General features: G+C 53.6%; 16 protein-coding genes. 7 read left to right on the top strand and 9 right to left on the bottom strand.

From position 1 onward, the window contains the following. On the top strand, positions 1–447 hold the full coding sequence (locus NYR02_RS18185; RefSeq protein ID WP_260977788.1) for a MerR family transcriptional regulator: 447 nt from the start codon (positions 1–3) through the stop codon (positions 445–447). Between the two features lie 337 nt (positions 448–784). Then, positions 785–1,759, top strand: coding sequence for a permease (locus tag NYR02_RS18180; RefSeq protein WP_260977787.1), 975 nt, complete (start codon positions 785–787; stop codon positions 1,757–1,759). Between the two features lie 70 nt (positions 1,760–1,829). Here the strand turns inward: NYR02_RS18180 and NYR02_RS18175 are convergent, their stop codons facing one another. Continuing rightward, the gene (locus NYR02_RS18175; protein WP_260977786.1) at positions 1,830–2,471 is read right to left on the bottom strand and encodes a class I SAM-dependent methyltransferase; all 642 of its coding nucleotides are present in this window, start codon (positions 2,469–2,471) and stop codon (positions 1,830–1,832) included. 139 nt (positions 2,472–2,610) lie between these two features. Between NYR02_RS18175 and NYR02_RS18170 the strand changes: the two genes are divergently transcribed. Further along, the gene (locus NYR02_RS18170) at positions 2,611–3,243 is read left to right on the top strand and encodes a DUF3833 domain-containing protein (RefSeq protein ID WP_260977785.1); all 633 of its coding nucleotides are present in this window, start codon (positions 2,611–2,613) and stop codon (positions 3,241–3,243) included. A 113-nt stretch (positions 3,244–3,356) separates the two neighbouring features. Next, a complete protein-coding gene (metE, locus tag NYR02_RS18165) occupies positions 3,357–5,645 on the top strand; it encodes a 5-methyltetrahydropteroyltriglutamate--homocysteine S-methyltransferase (protein ID WP_260977784.1) in 2,289 nt (762 codons plus the stop codon). Between the two features lie 238 nt (positions 5,646–5,883). Here the strand turns inward: metE and NYR02_RS18160 are convergent, their stop codons facing one another. Together NYR02_RS18160 and trhO are read right to left on the bottom strand one after the other, a co-directional pair. Further along, positions 5,884–6,423, bottom strand: coding sequence for a hypothetical protein (locus tag NYR02_RS18160; RefSeq protein WP_260977783.1), 540 nt, complete (start codon positions 6,421–6,423; stop codon positions 5,884–5,886). Between the two features lie 245 nt (positions 6,424–6,668). Then, positions 6,669–7,664: an oxygen-dependent tRNA uridine(34) hydroxylase TrhO gene (trhO, locus tag NYR02_RS18155; RefSeq protein ID WP_260977782.1), complete on the bottom strand. Its 996-nt coding sequence runs from the start codon at positions 7,662–7,664 to the stop codon at positions 6,669–6,671. Positions 7,665–7,975: 311 nt separating this feature from the next. Between trhO and NYR02_RS18150 the strand changes: the two genes are divergently transcribed. Continuing rightward, positions 7,976–8,797, top strand: coding sequence for a hypothetical protein (locus NYR02_RS18150; RefSeq protein ID WP_260977781.1), 822 nt, complete (start codon positions 7,976–7,978; stop codon positions 8,795–8,797). Between the two features lie 463 nt (positions 8,798–9,260). Here NYR02_RS18150 and NYR02_RS18145 read toward each other — a convergent pair whose 3' ends face one another. Genes NYR02_RS18145 through rsxA form a run of 6 tightly spaced genes read right to left on the bottom strand, consistent with a single transcriptional unit; the run spans position 9,261 to position 15,193 of the window. Next, positions 9,261–9,974, bottom strand: a complete 714-nt coding sequence (locus NYR02_RS18145) for an electron transport complex subunit E (protein ID WP_260977780.1) — start codon at positions 9,972–9,974, stop codon at positions 9,261–9,263. 2 nt (positions 9,975–9,976) lie between these two features. Further along, entirely contained in the window at positions 9,977–10,645 is a 669-nt protein-coding gene (rsxG, locus tag NYR02_RS18140) for an electron transport complex subunit RsxG (RefSeq protein ID WP_260977779.1), read from the bottom strand. Positions 10,646–10,654: 9 nt separating this feature from the next. Then, the gene (gene rsxD, locus NYR02_RS18135) at positions 10,655–11,707 is read right to left on the bottom strand and encodes an electron transport complex subunit RsxD (protein WP_225691896.1); all 1,053 of its coding nucleotides are present in this window, start codon (positions 11,705–11,707) and stop codon (positions 10,655–10,657) included. A 2-nt stretch (positions 11,708–11,709) separates the two neighbouring features. Further along, the gene (gene rsxC, locus NYR02_RS18130; RefSeq protein WP_260977778.1) at positions 11,710–13,998 is read right to left on the bottom strand and encodes an electron transport complex subunit RsxC; all 2,289 of its coding nucleotides are present in this window, start codon (positions 13,996–13,998) and stop codon (positions 11,710–11,712) included. Continuing rightward, on the bottom strand, positions 13,995–14,603 hold the full coding sequence (gene rsxB / locus NYR02_RS18125; protein ID WP_260977777.1) for an electron transport complex subunit RsxB: 609 nt from the start codon (positions 14,601–14,603) through the stop codon (positions 13,995–13,997). Before rsxB ends, rsxC begins: the two co-directional genes overlap by 4 nt. Positions 14,604–14,611: 8 nt before the next feature. Next, on the bottom strand, positions 14,612–15,193 hold the full coding sequence (rsxA, locus tag NYR02_RS18120; protein WP_145468997.1) for an electron transport complex subunit RsxA: 582 nt from the start codon (positions 15,191–15,193) through the stop codon (positions 14,612–14,614). 899 nt (positions 15,194–16,092) lie between these two features. Between rsxA and NYR02_RS18115 the strand changes: the two genes are divergently transcribed. Together NYR02_RS18115 and NYR02_RS18110 are read left to right on the top strand one after the other, a co-directional pair. Then, positions 16,093–16,440 carry a hypothetical protein gene (locus tag NYR02_RS18115; RefSeq protein WP_260977776.1) on the top strand — a complete coding sequence of 116 codons (348 nt, stop codon included), beginning with the start codon at positions 16,093–16,095 and terminating at the stop codon, positions 16,438–16,440. Between the two features lie 240 nt (positions 16,441–16,680). Further along, positions 16,681–17,106 (top strand): hypothetical protein, encoded by a 426-nt coding sequence (locus NYR02_RS18110; RefSeq protein WP_260977775.1) that lies wholly within the window; start codon positions 16,681–16,683, stop codon positions 17,104–17,106. Positions 17,107–17,318: the final 212 nt, after the last annotated feature.

Genomic DNA, 17,318 nt, shown 5'->3' with positions numbered 1-17,318 from the left:
ATGCGGGTTCTGGAACTGGCCAGGCGCGAGCAGGTGAATGCCAATACCATTCGCCATTACGTACGGATTGGCCTACTCAATCCGGTGAAGGATGACAGTGGCTACCATCGTTTTACCGCGGCAGAACACAAGCGTCTGCGCTTTATTCTGCAGGCGCGGGATCTGGGGTTTACCCTCGATGATATCCACACCATGCTGCAGGCGGCAGAGCAGGGGGAATCGCCTTGTCCTACGGTGCGTCAGCTGATTGAGCCCCGCCTGTCAGAGGCAAGAGCCAAACTGGCGGCCATGCAGGCACTGGTAGAACGGATGGAGCGGGCGGTTGAGCAGTGGGCAGAGCAACCTGATTGTGTTCCCTGCGGAGAGCACATCTGCCATTTGATTGAAGGTGCCGATGTGCACCTGAGTGAACGTTGTGGAAGTCGGGGAGAATTTCAGCATGACTGATACAGAACGCAAGAGCTGCTGCGGCAGTGAGAAAGAATCAAAGCAAGTTGAACAGGGCTCTTGCTGTGCAACTGAGACGAAAGAAACTGAAACGAAAGCAGCTGAGAGTTCGTGCTGCGGCAGTGCGAAAACATCCGCAGCGGCAAAGCCTGCCTCATGTTGTGCTCCTGAAATAAAAGACGCTGCAGAGAAAGTAACTGAGGGGTCGTGTTGCGGCACTACGAAAACATCCGCTGTAGCGACTTCCTGTGGCACAGAAAGCGGTGAACCAGGTGGCTGTTGTCCGCCGGCAGAAAAAGGCCGCATCGACTGGATTTTATGGGGCTGCGGCAGTTTTGTGGTACTGGGTTATATCGGCTTTTTATTGCTGGGTCATCAGCCGGACAGCAGCCTGCCCTGGCTGGGTGTGATGCTGCATACCTCCTATGAAATGGTTAACGCCATGTGGTGGGGGATTCTTACCGCGTCGTTCTTTGTCGGATTACTGGGACGGATTCCGCGCGAGCTGGTGATGTCGGTGCTGGGCAAAGGCGGCACCAAACGGGGTTTATTCCGCGCAACGCTGGCCGGTTTAATGCTCGACCTGTGTAACCACGGCATCTTAATGGTGGCGATGAAGCTGTATGAACGTGGTGCCAGTATTGGTCAGGTGATGGCTTTCCTGATTGCCAGCCCGTGGAATTCATTAACTCTGACGTTAATTCTGGTCGGCCTGATCGGTCTGAAATGGACGCTGCTGTTTATCGTGGCATCGTTATTGATTGCCTGGGTCAGCGGCTGGATTTTTGATCGACTGGTTGAGCGCGGCACTTTGCCAGCCAACCCGAATCAGGGCGAATTTCAGCAGGTGGCTTTTATGCCAACGCTGAAAAGTACCTGGAAAGAGAATGACTGGTCAGTACCGTCATTATTAAGAATGTTCTGGCAGGGCTTTAAAGAATCCAAAATGGTGTTGCGCTGGGTATTTTTTGGCGTGGTATTAATTGCCCTGGTGCGTGCCTTTGTGCCGGAAGACAGTTTCGGCATCTGGTTTGGTGCCAGCTTTACCGGTCTGCTGATGACGTTACTGGTTACCACCATTATTGAAGTCTGCTCTGAAGGTTCCAGTCCGATTGCCGCCGATTTATTTAACCGCGCGGCGGCACCGGGTAATGCGTTTACTTTTCTGATGGCCGGAGCCGCCACCGATTACACTGAAATAATGGCGCTGCAGAACACTACCAGAAGCTGGAAGATCGCGCTGTTTTTACCGCTGATTACCGTGCCGCAGGTACTGCTGATTGGCTGGCTGATGAATACGGTCGGAGTGTAGTGAGTTCGCTGTAAATAAAAACGCCGCACTAACATTGTTAGTGCGGCGTTTTTTATGCCTTGCATGGTGCTTACAGTTTGGTGAAATCCAGAATCATCAACCGGCCTTCAAAACGGTTCGGCTCAAGGGCAAACCAGTGCTCGTAGGTAAAAGCCGCAGGCCAGAGTTTTTCGCAGCTACTGCTTAATTCATCGAAGGTCGAGCGTCCCGGATCGGCCAGAATAATCTGCTTAACCCCGGCTTTTTTAGCCCGTTTAAACAAGCGCAGTAAGTCTCCGACCATTTCATCCCAGAAGCAGATATCCGCACCGATAATACAATCGAATTTCGCCAGATTCTGACCTTTCATATCGTTAAAGGATGCATGCAACGGGCGTACTTTGGCGTCGTTTGCCGCAGCGACCATATCCAGGTATGGAAACACGCTGTCGTCCACGTCCAGACCGGTCACTTTGGCCTGTTGCTGGCTGGCACAGTAGACCGCCGCCGGTCCCCAGCCACAGCCAAGCTCCAGCACCCGGCTGTTTTTCGCCAGCGGATTACTGCTCAGCCAGTCCATCAGCAGAAAACTGGACGACCAGGTTTTATGGCCATGGACGCTTGGCTTAGCCACTTTTTTCAGTTTGCGGACCAGAGGGTGTTTCGCGGTAAAAAGGTAAATGCCGTAGGCATACTGCATATGATCTTCGGCGAAGATTTCGAGGCGGGGCATGATAGAAAGCGCTTTGACAGACTATGTTGAGCGCCAGTCTACTGGGTTTTTTATCAGCCGCAACAGAATTGAGCTATTGCTACCTATACCACTTTGTATAATTCTGTACAATAATTTGTATAGGTTTTCAGGAGGCTTTATGAATTTAACGACTTTTCGCCCCGTTGCGGCCGCTCGTGGGTTGTTTTCTGTCAGTCTGTTGCTGGCCGCCAGTGCTCTGTTAACAGGCTGCGCCAGTGTGCAGGTTGAGGAATACGCCGGGCGTGCTCCGGCGCTGGATCCGCGCACCTTTTTTGACGGCACCATCTGTGCCGACGGGGTGGTGCGTGACCGTTCCGGTAAGCAGATCCGCCAGTTTAATGCCCGTATTCTTGCCAGCTGGGAAGATCAGGGTAACGGCTCTGAAACCGGCACCCTTGATGAAGTTTTTTACTTCTATGATGAGCCCGGCGCGGAAGCCGTTGAGGAAACCCGCGTCTGGACACTGACGCCCAACGGCAGCGGCGGTTATCACGCCAGCGCCACGGATGTCCCGCAGCCGACCACCATGAAGCATGCCGGTAACAGCATTCAGATGGCCTATACCCTGCGTTATGGCAAGCCCGGCGATACCCTTGATCTGGATATGGACGACTGGATGTTTCAGGTCGCCGATGGCGTGGTGATTAACGAAACCCGCATGAGCAAATGGGGGATTCATGTCGGCCAGGTGCTGCTGGTGATGCGCAAAGTACCCGCCGGTTATGAGTGTTTGCCTGCACGGAAGGGATGACACTGATTAATTTATCTATTAGATAAATTCAACTTTGTATTAGAAATCATCGTTTTATCTCATGATTGAATTTGGCCAGAATGTGAAAATCATTCAATCATTGAGATATTACGATGACACTTTTTCATACTCTTGGCTTTCCGCGTGTCGGTCAGCAACGCGAACTCAAATGGGCGCTGGAATCGTTCTGGGCCGGTAACAGCACACAGCAGGAACTGCTGGATGTGGCACATAGCCAGCGTCTGGCTAACTGGCAACGTCAGCTGCAGGCGGGTGCCGATTTTATTACCGCCGGTGACTTTGCCCTTTACGACCATGTGCTCAATACCAGCTATCTGTTTGGCCACCTGCCAGAGCGCGCGCGTCATGGCGACGATGCGCTGAACCAGCTGTTTCTGGCGGCCCGTGGCCGTACCCCTTGTGGCTGTACCAGCCATGCCAGCGAAATGACCAAGTGGTTCGATACCAATTATCACTATCTGGTGCCGGAGTGCCGGGCAGAGGATGAATTCCGCCTGCAGCCGGAATTACTGCTGGAAGAAATCCGCGCGGCGCGGGCGGTGTATCCGAAAGTAAAAGCGGTGGTACTGGGGCCTCTGAGTTATCTGTATCTGGGCAAAAGTCTGGATAACAGCAATCGTCTGAATCTGCTGCCTAAATTATTGCCGCTGTATTCCGAATTATTTGCACTGTTAAAAGCCGAAGGCGTCGACTGGCTGCAATTGGATGAGCCGATTTTAGCCCTCGATTTACCGTCGGACTGGGCGCAGGCGTTTGAACCGGCGTATCACACCCTGCGTAATAATGGCCTGAATCTGCTGCTCACCACCTATTTTAACGGTCTGGAAGATAACCTCAGCCTGGCGCTGAATCTGCCGGTGCAGGGCGTGCATCTGGATCTGGTCAGTGCACCGGAACAGCTGACCCCGGCGCTTGATCGTATCGGGCCGTATAAAGTGCTGTCGGTCGGTGTTATTGATGGACGCAATATCTGGCGCTCCGATTTAAACGCCATCCGTGAATCCCTGCTGGAAGCAAAGCAGCAACTGGGCGAGCGTTTGTGGCTGGGCACCTCCTGTTCATTGCTGCATGTGCCCTACGATGCAGCCAGCGAAAGTCAGTTGCCGGATGGTGTTGGCCAGTGGCTGGCGTTTGCTCAGCAAAAACTGGAAGAGGGCGTCTTACTGCGAGATGCGTTAAATAACAGTGACGTGCTCAGTTCTGCGACCTGGCAGGCACAGGCGAATGCCATTCAGGCGCGCCGCACCTCAACGGCGGTGCATAAAGCCGCGGTGAAGCAACGGGCTGCCGATGCCGCCGCGTTCGACTGGCAGCGGGATTTGCCTTTTAGCGAGCGCGCTGTCCTGCAACAGCAATTATTAAAATTACCGCTGTTCCCAACCACCACCATTGGCTCTTTTCCGCAGACCAGCGGTATTCGCCAGTTACGTCGTCGTTTTAAACAGGGCGAGCTGACGCTGGCAGAATACGAAGACGGTTTAAAAGCCGAAATCGTTCATGCCATCCGCGTGCAGGAACAGATAGGTCTGGATGTGCTGGTGCACGGTGAAGCCGAGCGTAATGACATGGTGGAATATTTTGGCGAGCAACTGGAGGGCGTTGCGGTATCGGCCAATGGCTGGGTACAGAGTTACGGCTCGCGTTGCGTTAAACCGCCGATTATTTATGGCGATATTGAGCGTCCGCAGCCAATGACCGTGCGCTGGAGCGAATTTGCCCAGAGCCAGACCGATAAACGTATGAAAGGCATGCTTACCGGGCCGGTCACCATTTTAAAATGGGCGTTTGTGCGCGATGACCAACCCTGGTCGGCCACGGCGTATCAGCTGGCGGCCGTGCTGCGTGATGAAGTGCAGGATCTGGAGCGTGCCGGTATCCGCATAATTCAGGTGGATGAACCGGCGTTGCGTGAAGGTCTGCCACTGCGTAAAGCGGCGCATCAGCAGTATCTGCAATGGGCGGTGAACAGTTTCCGCTTCAGCGTAACCGGCGTCGCCGCCGATACGCAGATTCATACCCATATGTGTTACGCCGACTTCGACGATATTCTGCCGGCGATTCAGGGCATGGACGCTGATGTAATTACGCTGGAAACCGCGCGCTCGGCCAGTAAATTACTCGCAACACTGCAAAGCTCACCGTACAACAATGGTATTGGCCCGGGGGTTTACGATATTCACAGTCCGAATATTCCGGCGGCTGAAGCAATGCTCGCTATTTTGCGTGACTCGCTGGCGGTGGTTGCGCCAGAAAATCTTTGGGTAAACCCGGATTGCGGTCTGAAAACCCGCCGCTGGGAAGAAGTGATTCCGGCGCTGGAAGCGATGGTGGCGGTTGCACTGGAATTGCGCGAAGAGGTAAAGGTGACGGAGCAGGCCTGAATGAACAGGCGGGCCCCTAGCAGGCTGTTGATTTTCTATCTGCGTTGCCACTGCAGTGTTAAAAACCGACTCAAAATGCTCATTTACGACCTGTAAACTGCGCTTTTTCGCCGGTTTTTGCCTTGCATTGACTGCCTCGAAGACGAAAATCAACGGCCTGCTAGAGGCCGCAGTCAGTAAGAAGCTTTCAGGCAGGCATGGTTAATTCCATTCCTGCCTCTTTTTTTGGCTCACGCTTTCAGTGTGCGTAATGATCAACCGCAAAACTGAACACGACCTTAATCATAAAAAACACACTGCACAGCAGAAACCATTGTGGCATGGGCAGGAGGATTAGCAGAAAAAGACCAAAACACATAAAGGCCGCGCCGGAAAATTTCTGTAAGGGATGGTTTTTCAGCTGATTAATGACCAGGGCTGAGGCGATGGTAAACGCCCAGGTCAGCAGAGCGTATTCAAAAGGGGCGTTTAACAGCCAGGCGATGGCTAATATATGGACATGAATCAGGATAAAAATAAGCCTGCCTTTGGGGCGTTCGGCATAAAAACGATTGGTTCCGTGCGTAAAGTTTGCAATGCAACCGGCAAACACATCCGCAACCAGTATGAGGCCCAATATTGTCTTCCAATTGAAATCTGGATTGGCTGGCTGATAGAGAAAGAAGTACATCACAGCGCTGCCCGTCAGGGCAAAGGCCAGAGTCGCCATGATTTCGGCTATTGATTGCTGTTCGCCGAATACTTCGTGCAGTGCTTGCGGCATTGTTATTATTTTCATTATGCATTCCTGGAAGCGGAGTCAGATCAGGGTGAGCGATGCATGCTGTTCCTGAATTCAGGAAATTAACCGGGTTTCCGGACGGGCTCAATGGCTTGCCGGAGGAACAGAGTAATCCGCCGGAAATACAAATCGTTTGCTGTTTTGTGCAGGAATGCCGGGCAATAGCAGGCAGTCGTTGAAATAGGGGCGGAGTCTGTCGTCAGAGCCTGTTTAACGGTATTAAACAGGCTCTGTAAGAGAGGTTAGCTGCGTTTACGCTGCTGTTCTTTTAAGGCCAGTTTTTCCTGACGGCGCTTTTCAATGACGGACGCCAGGTCATTGCCGAGGTGGTCTTCACCACGCTGTTTGGCCAGTTGCATCTGCAGTTCACGCTGACGGAAACGTTCGCGCTGAGCGTCGTCGAACTCGTCATGGCAGTGGTGGCAGCTGACACCGGGCACATAATGCTCGTGTTCTTTATCGGCTTCGGTAATTGGCCGGCGACAGGCGTGACATTGGTCGTAATCGCCTTTTTCCAGCTGATGATTCACCGTGACGCGGTTGTCGAACACAAAGCATTCGCCTTCCCACAGGGATTCTTCCTGCGGAATTTCTTCCAGATATTTCAGGATGCCGCCTTCGAGGTGATACACCTCTTCAAAACCCTGCTCTTTTAAATACGCAGTGGATTTTTCGCAGCGGATACCGCCGGTACAGAACATCGCAACCTTTTTGTTTTTCTCCGGGTCGAGATTTTCTTTCACGTATTGCGGAAATTCGCGGAAGGTTTTGGTGCGCGGATCGAGGGCGCCCTTAAAAGTTCCGATTTCCACTTCGTAGTCGTTACGGGTATCAACCAGCACCACGTCCGGATCAGAAATCAGGGCGTTCCAGTCGGCTGGTTTTACGTAAGTGCCCACCACGCGTTTCGGGTCGATGCCTTCTACGCCAAGCGTTACGATTTCTTTTTTCAGTTTTACCTTGGTGCGGTAAAACGGCATGTCATCGTCGTAGGATTCTTTATGGTCGATGTCTTTCAGGCGTTCATCGCGGCGCAGGTAATCGAGCAGGGCGTCGATACCTTCACGCGAACCGGCTACGGTACCGTTAATGCCTTCGGCGGCCAGTAACAGAGTGCCTTTTACATCCAGACGCAGCATTTCATCCAGCAGTGGCTGGCGCAGGTCTTCGAAGTTATCCAGGGTCACGAATTTATACATCGCACAAACGACGTAAGGGCTTGTAGCAGGAGTGTTCATAATGTCCTCGGCTGGCCGGAACGTAAATCCGGTGCAGGGGTGAAAAGTACGGTCGAATATCAAAGCCTGTTGCCGTGAGTGGCAATAAGCGGGCGGCATTATACCGGAATCGTGCCGCCTGCCCAGTGCGGCGGGCTTTGCTCTGGCTGTCTGATGGTGCGTTGCTGTCAGACCGTCATTGGGCGGTCATTAAGCCAGCCATTAAGGGCGGGCTTAGGAATTTTGGTTGAAATTAATCGCAGCTGATAGCGGCCATCGTGTTGGCACGCTAAGTTCGGCAACAGTGCTTCGTACCGGCAAAGGAGTGACCTGTGCGATTGTTTAGCCTGCGATATTACCGTTCGGCCTGTCTTGGCTGCCTGTTTTTACTGCTGAGTGTCAGTGTTCTTGCGAGCGCTGTCAGTTCTTCTGTTGCCGGACATGAGGACGCCGTGACCATTGAATTGTCCTGGCAGGGCAGTACCGCTTCCGAGTTGTGGCTGATGGCACCTTCCGGCGAAATTATCCGCCCGACGCATCCCTTTGGAGAAACCCTTCCTGTCTGGCTGGAGCAGACTGACGACACTGAGCACTCCGCGGTACGTCAGCGGTTGCATATCGACCATCAGCTGGCGCCGGGTGATTACCGTATTGCGTTGCAGCTTGTTGCCGAAGCGGCAGCAGAGGCTGTTGATGCTACTGGTGTCCGTTTTCAGCTGACGATACGCCAGTACGGCCGGGTTATACGCCAGTTGAACGGGCGGTTGCGCAACAATTCTGAGCGGCAGAATTCACCAGAGGTTATCTGGCGCCTGAATGCGGCCGAGCACTGGAACAGTAACCTGCCGCTGGCACTCCTGCGCGAGCAGTTTCAGGGCGCCTGGCAGCTACAGAGTGCTGAACAGACCTGGGTTTATATAAGGCTTCAGGGCCAGAGCATGGATCTGCAGGTTTATGAAGACGGCGAATGCCAGTGGCTGGCGTTGCAGGATGCCGTTACCTTGCCCGGTGGTTTGCGCTGGCAGCAGGAGCAGTTGTGGCTGCATAGCGCGTTTTTCAGTGATCTGTTGTATGGAGCAGTGGGTGAGGATGAATTCTTACCCATGCAGCAGGCTTCCTGGCCGGAAGGTGAGTGTGAGGGGATGTCGTTTTAAACAACATTGCTGTGCAGAGTATTTCACCTGGCTCCCACGCTCAGCGTGGTAGCCCTTGCTGGAACAGTTGCGTTCCCACGCAGAGCGTAGGAACGAGAAACTGCTGTGCAGAGTATCACCTGGCTCTCACGCTCTGCGTGGTAGCCCCTTGCTGGCACAGTTGCGTTCCCACGCAGAGCGTAGGAACGAGAATACTGCTGCGCAGAGCATTTCACCTGGCTCCCACGCTCAGCGTGGTAGCCCTTGCTGGCACAGTTGCGTTCCCACGCAGAGCGTAGGAACGAGAAGAAACAATACTGCTGTGCAGAGCATTTCACCTGGCTCCCACGCTCTGCGTGGTAGCCCTTGCTGGCACAGTTGCATTCCTTCGCAGAGCGTAGGGAGGAGAAAGGAACGAGAAAGCATAAAAAAACACCGCCATTGCGGTGTTTTTATGTGTGCGTTACTTTGCAGGCTTTCAGCCTCAGCTGATTTTTCCGGTCACCCGCACCCGCTTACTGCCGGTTTCAACCGGTGCTTTCTGCGCTTCGGCTTTTTCTTTCAGCTTATCGTCGATGATATTTTTCAGCGCAATTAACAGCCCCATCGCCATAAAAGCACCGGGTGGCAGAATGGCGAATAAAAAGTCGGGGTAGTCTTTTACCAGTTCAATTTTCCAGCTGGCGGCGGCCGGTCCGAACAGTAACTGCATATCGGAGAAAATCACGCCCTGACCGAGAATTTCGCGCATCGCGCCGAGAATAATCAGCACAATGGTAAAGCCCAGCGCCATGGTAAAACCGTCAACCACCGACGGAATAATCGGGTTTTTACAGGCAAAGGCATCGGCACGGCCAAGAATCGCGCAGTTGGTAACGATCAGCGGAATAAAGATACCCAGCACTTCGTACAGCTCGTAAGTGAATGCCTGCATTACCAGCTCTGCGACCGTGGTAAAGGAGGCAATAATCATCACAAAGGCGGGCAGACGCACGGCATCGGGCACGTGGTTGCGGATTAATGACACGGAAAAATTCGAGCCTACCAGCACCATCATGGTCGCCAGACCCAGACCGAGGGCGTTCACCACCGAGCCGGTTACCGCCAGCAGCGGGCACAGGCCTAAAAGCTGCACCAGAGCGGGGTTGTTATGCCATAAGCCATCGAGGGTGATGTCGCGCAGGGATTTCGTTGCCATCATTATTCTCCGCTGCCTGAATGCTGGGGTTCGGTCAGGCGTTGTCCCAGCAGTTCGTTTTTATGTAATTCAAAAAATTTCAGCGCCAGCTTTACCGCTTTAACAACCGCTCTCGGGGTAATGGTCGCACCGGTAAACTGGTCAAAATCGCCACCGTCTTTTTTTACTGCCCAGCGTTCTGCTTTCGGGTTATTCAGGCTTTTATCGTTAAAGCCCAGTACCCAGTCGGATTTTTTACGGTCGATTTTATCGCCCAGTCCTGGTGTTTCTTTATGCTCAATGACGCGCACACCGGCAATGCTGCCGTCGGCATGTACGCCAACCAGTACAGCAATCTGGGTGGTGTAACCATCCGGAGCAACCACTGGCAAAATCACGGTGTTAACCTGGCCGTTGGTGCGCGCCAGATGAATCTGGGCATCGTCCGGCAGGGGGCCAAGCAACTGCTGGTTAAAGCGTTTATCAACGGCGATGACATCGGTCAGCAGGTCGTTGTCGTAGCTGCCGGCCGGCACAATTTCATTCAGGGCTTTGGCCTGAGCCATACGGATATTGTGCTCGATACGCTCTTTGGTGCCGACCTGAGCCACCGCGATGGCACCGGCGGTGACCATGGCAAACAGGCCAAGGCCAATGGCATTGCGACGGATAGATTGCAGTAAATCGTTCATGGCCGCTCCTCAGCGTTGTTTTGGCGGCAGGCCGCGTTTGGCTTTGGCGTGACCATAGGTCCGCGGCTGGGTGTAGGCATCAATAAAGGGTGCAGCAAAGTTCATCAGCAGCACGGCAAAGGCTACGGCATCCGGATAAGCACCCCAGGTGCGGATTACGTACAGCAGAATACCGATGCCGGCACCGTAAATCAGTTTGCCACGTGGTGTTGTAGAGGCTGATACCGGGTCGGTGGCAATAAAAAAGGCCCCGAGCATGGTGGCACCGCTGAGCAGATGCAACGACAGCGGGGTATACATATCTTCATCCCAGCCCAGCATCAGCGAGCACAGGCTGAGCGATACCAGCATCGCCAGCGGAATATGCCAGCTGATAATGCGGCGCCAGATCAGCACCAGACCACCGGCGAGAAACGCCAGGTTGACCCATTCCCAGCCGCCGTTCAGCCAGCCGTTAAAGGTGGCTTCGGCCAGTACGCTGTCGGCGGTGCCTTTGGCAATCAGGTGTTTGTAAGCATCCAGCGGCGTAGCGCCACTGAAGCCATCGGCCAGACTGGCGGAACCGGCAAAAATCACCTGCAGGGTGTCGGCAAAGCCCAGTGTCGCCTGACCGGACATCTGCGTTGACAGCGCCCAGCTGGTGGTCATCTGTACCGGGAACGACACCAGCACCAACGCATAACCGACCATCGCCGGATTAAACGGATTATTGCCCATACCGCCATACAGCTGCTTGGCAAAGACGATGGCAAAAGCCGTGGCAACCAGCGTAATCCAGAAGGGGGCAAAAGGCGGCAGGGCCAGACCAATCAGCACACCGGTTAACAGTGCGGTGTTGTCTTTCAGGAAAAACGCCAGCGGACGCTTACGGATACTGAGAATGGCCGCTTCGCTCGCAACCGCGGTGGCACTTGCGAGCAATACATTAATAAAGGTGCCCCAGCCAAACAGGGCGGTAATCACTGCCAGACCCGGCAGGGTGGCAAGAATCACCGTCGCCATCACCTTGCTGGTGCTGTTCGGGCCGTGGGTGTGGGGTGAAGATAAGGTCAGCAAACCCATGGTCAGGACGCCTCGTTCGATGTTGTGCCGGCCGGCGCAAGGGCGGCCAGCTCCTGTTGCAGTTGCAATAGTTTATCCTGCTGTTTCTGTACGCCGAGCGTCAGGGCATCCACGGTGTCCAGCCCTTCGGCTTTGGCCATATCCAGACGCTCCTGCATTTTTGCCACCCGGTCTTGCTGGGCAAGGATCTTCTTGTTCAGCGCGTCGATATTGGCGGCGTGATCGGCGGCGTTATTATCAGCAGTCGGAGCGCCTGTTGCCTGAGAAGCAGTGCTGCCACCGACAGTCACACCGGCCGCAGTGCCATCAGCGACAGACGCATCGTAAGCCGCTTTGGCTTCATTCACCCGTTCCTGCTGTTTGTCGACACCGGTCTGCAGCGCATCAACGGTATCCAGCCCCTGTTCTTTGGCTTCGGCCAGACGCTTGAGTGCGGTATCCAGACGTGCCTGGGCGGTTTCCCATTTACGCTTTAAGCGCTCCGGCGAATTCGGATCGCCTTTGTCGGTGTCGGTCGCAGCAGCTGCGGGTGCGGCTTTGGCGGCTTTTTTCGCAGCTGCAAACTGTTTGGCCAGATCTTTGATTTTGTCCTGGGTCTTGTTCAGCGCGCTTTCAAATAACGGCACCTTGTCGGCCATGCTTTCATCGGCACGGGCGGCTTCGAGTTTTTCTTTGGTTTTTGCCAGTGCGCTTTGCGCGGCATCGAACTGCTTCTGCAGTTTTTCCAGCTCGGCGTTGCCGTCAGCTGTATTTGTAGCGGCCGCGCTGTTTGGAGCTGCTGCGCTGTCTGCGGCAACGGCAGGCTTGGCGGCCTGAGCTTTAGCCGCTGCTTCGGCACGGGCTTTACGCTTGGCTTCTTTTTCGGCGACTTCGCGTTCCTGACGGGCCAGACGGTCTTCAAAGCGCTGACGCGCGCGTTCGGCCTTGGCCTGGGCTGCGCGCTCTTCGCGAATGGCGCCTTTGGCGTAACGGTAATACTGCACCAACGGAATATGGCTCGGGCACACGTAAGAGCAGGCGCCGCACTCGATGCAGTCAAAAATATTGTGCTGTTCGGCTTTATCGAACTCCTGACTCTTACTGAACCAGTACAGCTGCTGAGGCAGAAGCTCCGCCGGACAGGCATCGGCGCACATGCCACAGCGGATACAGGCCATGGCGATATCGTTAGGCGGTAATTCTTTTTCGGTCGGTGCCAGCAGACAGTTGCTGGTTTTGGTGATCGGCAGATCCAGACCGGGCAGGGCAAAGCCCATCATCGGCCCACCCATAATCACGCGTTCGCGCTTTTGTGGCTGGTAGCCGGCCAGTTGCAGCAGGTGGCTGACCGGGGTGCCAATTAAGACTTCCCAGTTGCCGGGCTGCTGCATCGCATCGCCGGTTAAGGTGGTGATGCGCGAAATCAGTGGCTCGCCAAAGGCGACGGCGCGGTAAATGGCGGCCGCGGTGCCGACGTTCTGACACACCAGACCGAGGTCGGCAGGAATGCCACCTGCCGGGACTTCTTCGCCGGTTAAAATTTTGATCAGCTGTTTTTCACCACCGGACGGGTATTTGGTGGGAATGGTCACCACGTCGATATGGTGTTCTTCGCCCAGCTCAATCAGCGCGCTGTTCAGGGCGGCAATGGCTTGAGGTTTGTTGTCTTCAACGCCAATCATGCAGCCTTTGGCGCCAAGAATATGCAGCAGAATCTGTGCGCCCTGAATGACTTCAGCCGCGCGTTCGCGCATCAGCATGTCATCGGCGGTGATGTAAGGCTCACACTCGGCGCCGTTCAGAATCAGGGTGTGAATCTCGCGCTGGCCGGTGCTCAGTTTAACCGCGGTGGGGAAACCGGCGCCGCCCATACCGGCAATACCGCACTGGCGGATATGCTCGGTCAGCTGGCGCGGGCTGATATCGCTCAGATGCTCAAGGCCCAGTTGCTGATACAGGCTCTGGTGTTCAATCCAGCGCTCGGCACCATCGGGAATAATCACAATGCAGTCTTCCTGCAGGCCGGAAGCATGCGGCACGGCGCGCGGTTCAACGGCGGCGACGGTTCCGGAGGTTGGCGCGTGCAGCGGCACCGAGACAAAACCATCGGCGGCGGCAATCAGCTGGCCTTTTAATATCTGGTCACCGGCTTTCACAAGTGGCTTGGCGGCGGCACCAATATGCTGGTGCAGCGGCAGTACCAGCTCGGCTGGCAGGCTGGCCTGCTGTACCGGCGTGGCGGTGGACTGGGCTTTGTTTTCTGCCGGATGAATACCGCCATCAAAATTGTGCAGGCGAATCAGGTTGGTCATGCGGCGTCTCCGGCCAGGTGGTGATGACGGTCGGTGGCAATAAGTTCAACGCCTGAGGTCGGGGCCTGCCAGTACCAGTTGGATTTATCGACGCTGACCGGAATCATATCGATACAGTCGACCGGGCAGGGCTCCACACACAGGTCACAGCCGGTGCATTCATCGGCGATGACGGTATGCATCTGCTTGGCGGCACCGAGAATGGCATCGACCGGGCAGGCCTGAATGCACTTGGTGCAGCCAATGCACTCGTCTTCACGGATAAAGGCAACGGTGGGTACGGCTTTTTCGGCGCCGTGCTCGGCGTCCAGCGGCTCAGGTTCTACGCCGAGCAGATCGGCCAGAGTTTGGATGGTGCCTTCGCCGCCGGGCGGACATTTGTTGATTTTTTCACCGCCGGCAATGGCTTCGGCGTAGGGCTTACAACCCGGATAGCCACACTGACCACACTGGGTCTGCGGCAGCAGGTTGTTGATCTGATCGACAATCGGGTTGCCTTCTACTTTAAAGCGGATGGCGGCAAAACCCAGAACGGCACCAAAAATAACCGCCAGAACGGCCAGCAGGCCGACCGCAATAACAATGGTCCAGAGTGCAGCTGACATGAAAACTCCTAAATACTGACCAGACCGGTAAAGCCTAAGAACGCCAGCGACATTAATCCGGCAGTGAGCATAGCGATGGCCGAGCCCTGAAAAGGCTTGGGAACGTCGGCGACGGCCACACGTTCACGCAGGGCGGCGAACAGTACCATCACCAGCGAGAAACCCACGGCGGCACCAAAGCCATAAAGAATGGATTCGACCAGACTGTTGTCGCGTTTGATATTCAGCAGGGCCACACCCAGTACCGCGCAGTTGGTGGTAATCAGCGGTAAGAAGATACCCAGCACGCGGTACAGCAGCGGGCTGGTTTTGCGGATGGCCATCTCGGTAAAGCCCACCACCACGGCAATCACCATGATAAAACTGATGGTTTTCAGGTAGGCCAGATCCAGCGGAATCAGCAGGTAGGTGTACACCAGATAGCTGCACACCGACGCCAGCGTCAGCACGAAGGTGGTTGCCGCGCCCATGCCGATGGCGGTTTCCAGCTTGTTGGATACACCCATAAAAGGGCAGAGACCGAGGAACTGCACCAGCACGAAATTGTTGACCAGAATGGTGCTTACCAGAATCAGCAGATAGTCAGTCATCAATGGCTCCGCAGCACATGTGTACCGTCGATATTAAAAAATGGGCGCGCATTATCCCAAAACTGTGTTATTTCGGACAAGAAGGTTTTTTTCGGTTCTAAGCACCGTTTGGAATAAGCTTAGTGGTTGTTACGTCTATGGCTTGTAACGGCCGCCTTATTGGCATGCCAGCAGGGGATGATAGCGGGCTGCTGGGGGAAGGTACTGATGCGGGTCAAGGATATAACCGGATGGTTATTTTGAGGCGAAAGGCAGAAGCGGAACTTGTCCGCGACAAAATCAGAAGATTCAACTTACCCGGCAAGCACAGTATGGGAGCGGCTTGCAGCTGCGAGATCTGCAATGGATGTTGTATTCGACTATCCGCGACCCCGCACATTAAATCAGGTGACGTTTGCAGGAGCGGATCTTATCTGCGACAAAATCAGAAGATTCAAGTTACCCGGCAAGCACATGGTGGGAGCGGCTTTCAGTCGCGATAGCTGCAATGGATGTTGCATTCGACTATCCGCGACCCAGCATACTAAATCAGATGTTCATGGAGAGATACAAGGAGCGGATCTTATCCGCGACAAAATCAGAAGACTCATCTCACCTGGCAAGCGCAGTGTGGGAGCGGCTTTCAGCCGCGATATTTGCACGCTTTGCATTCGTGCTTGCCCGTTTTGCCAGAGGGTAGTAACGTAAATGCCAAATGAATCAATAGCTTGCAACCTCAGTTTACAAATTTATATGCGCAAAGGCATTGAATTAACAGGCATGCGCGTTTTTCTGGAAGGGATTTGAGTTATGGACGATTTCTCAGTTTGGTCAACGAGTTATGTGGGGTTTCTCGAAAGAGTCGCCCGGAATAAATGCGCACGCACACTAATAAGATGTTATGCACCCAAGGATTAATCATGGTCTTCGATAATTATTTTATGGTGATACCAGTCTATCGGTTGTCTGAAGATAAGTATTATTCGCAAATGAATGAAGACTTCGAAAAGCTTATCTCGAGATCATGGGATATCAACTTTCGGCGAAACAACCCGGACATGGTAGAGAGCTGGAGAATAAGTCATCGTTCATCCTATGGTGGCGACTGGGAATTTAATGAGGTTGTTGGGCACATAAAGCTTTTCTTTATGGGTAGCCAAATTCGAGGTGAGTATTGGGGTACTGAGCCACAAAGAAAGGTAAGGACAAGAAAGAAGAAATTCGAATTCAAGGCACACAAATTAGTTGCTGAAGGTGCAATATGGTAAAAAACGAGCGATGGCGTATTGGCTGCTATCGAAGAGTATTTGTCTCGTTGCAAAGAAGAATTGAAAGGGCGCTATATTGATTTGCGAGAATTTGAAGCACTAAAAAATTACGTCAATTGGTTTGACGTCCATAAAACTACAAATGTATTTGCATGACAAGGCGCTACTGCCGGACAAATTTTCCGCTGCGCTCCAAATTTTCTGCAGAGCGCGGCGTTATACACCCAGGAAGTCGACATCATGAACTTTGAAGAAAAGCTTAAGAAGAAAACTGGTGGAAGGGCATTCTTCTATTCTTTTCAAAATGTACCTTGGGCCACAAGATATGAGGGATTAAGAGAGGCTGGCTTTATTAATTCCGATATTCTTACACTTTCAGAAGTGAAATTTAAAGATGCGGAAAAATTACTTATAGATGTTCTATCGACCGATCTTTGTTACGAAAATGAAGTCATGAGTAAGCTTAGTGCCAGAGAGTTGGCAAAAGAATTTATGGCGTTTCAAGATAAGCAGGCTCGGTTTTTCACTAATAGTAATGTTCCATATTCTAATGGCGAGAATGCATGGTCTTTCACACCTATCACGGGTGCAACGATTGATACGGGTTTGATGGTTAAAGTTGGTAAGCAGCTAGATTCCATGCTTTGGGTTGCGGATATAGATTAATGCATAACAAGTCAATCAATTACGCGCTTACGGTACGGAACACAGCAAAGCTGCGCCGGTTATTGAGGCGTTATAGTTCTTAGAGTGGACAAGGGCGCCTGTGCTGATAACGCGCCCGATCTCCGTTATGCGGTCAGCAACAGAGCCTGCAACGGCAGCCTGGCTGTCCCTTCTGTATAAAATATAACCACCAGAGCGTCCGACACAGCGGA

This window comes from Thalassolituus pacificus (assembly GCF_025318105.1).
GTDB lineage: Bacteria > Pseudomonadota > Gammaproteobacteria > Pseudomonadales > Oceanobacteraceae > Venatoribacter > Venatoribacter pacificus.
The sequence above is the reverse complement of the archived record's forward strand: the minus strand, read 5'-3'. Positions and strand labels throughout refer to the sequence as shown.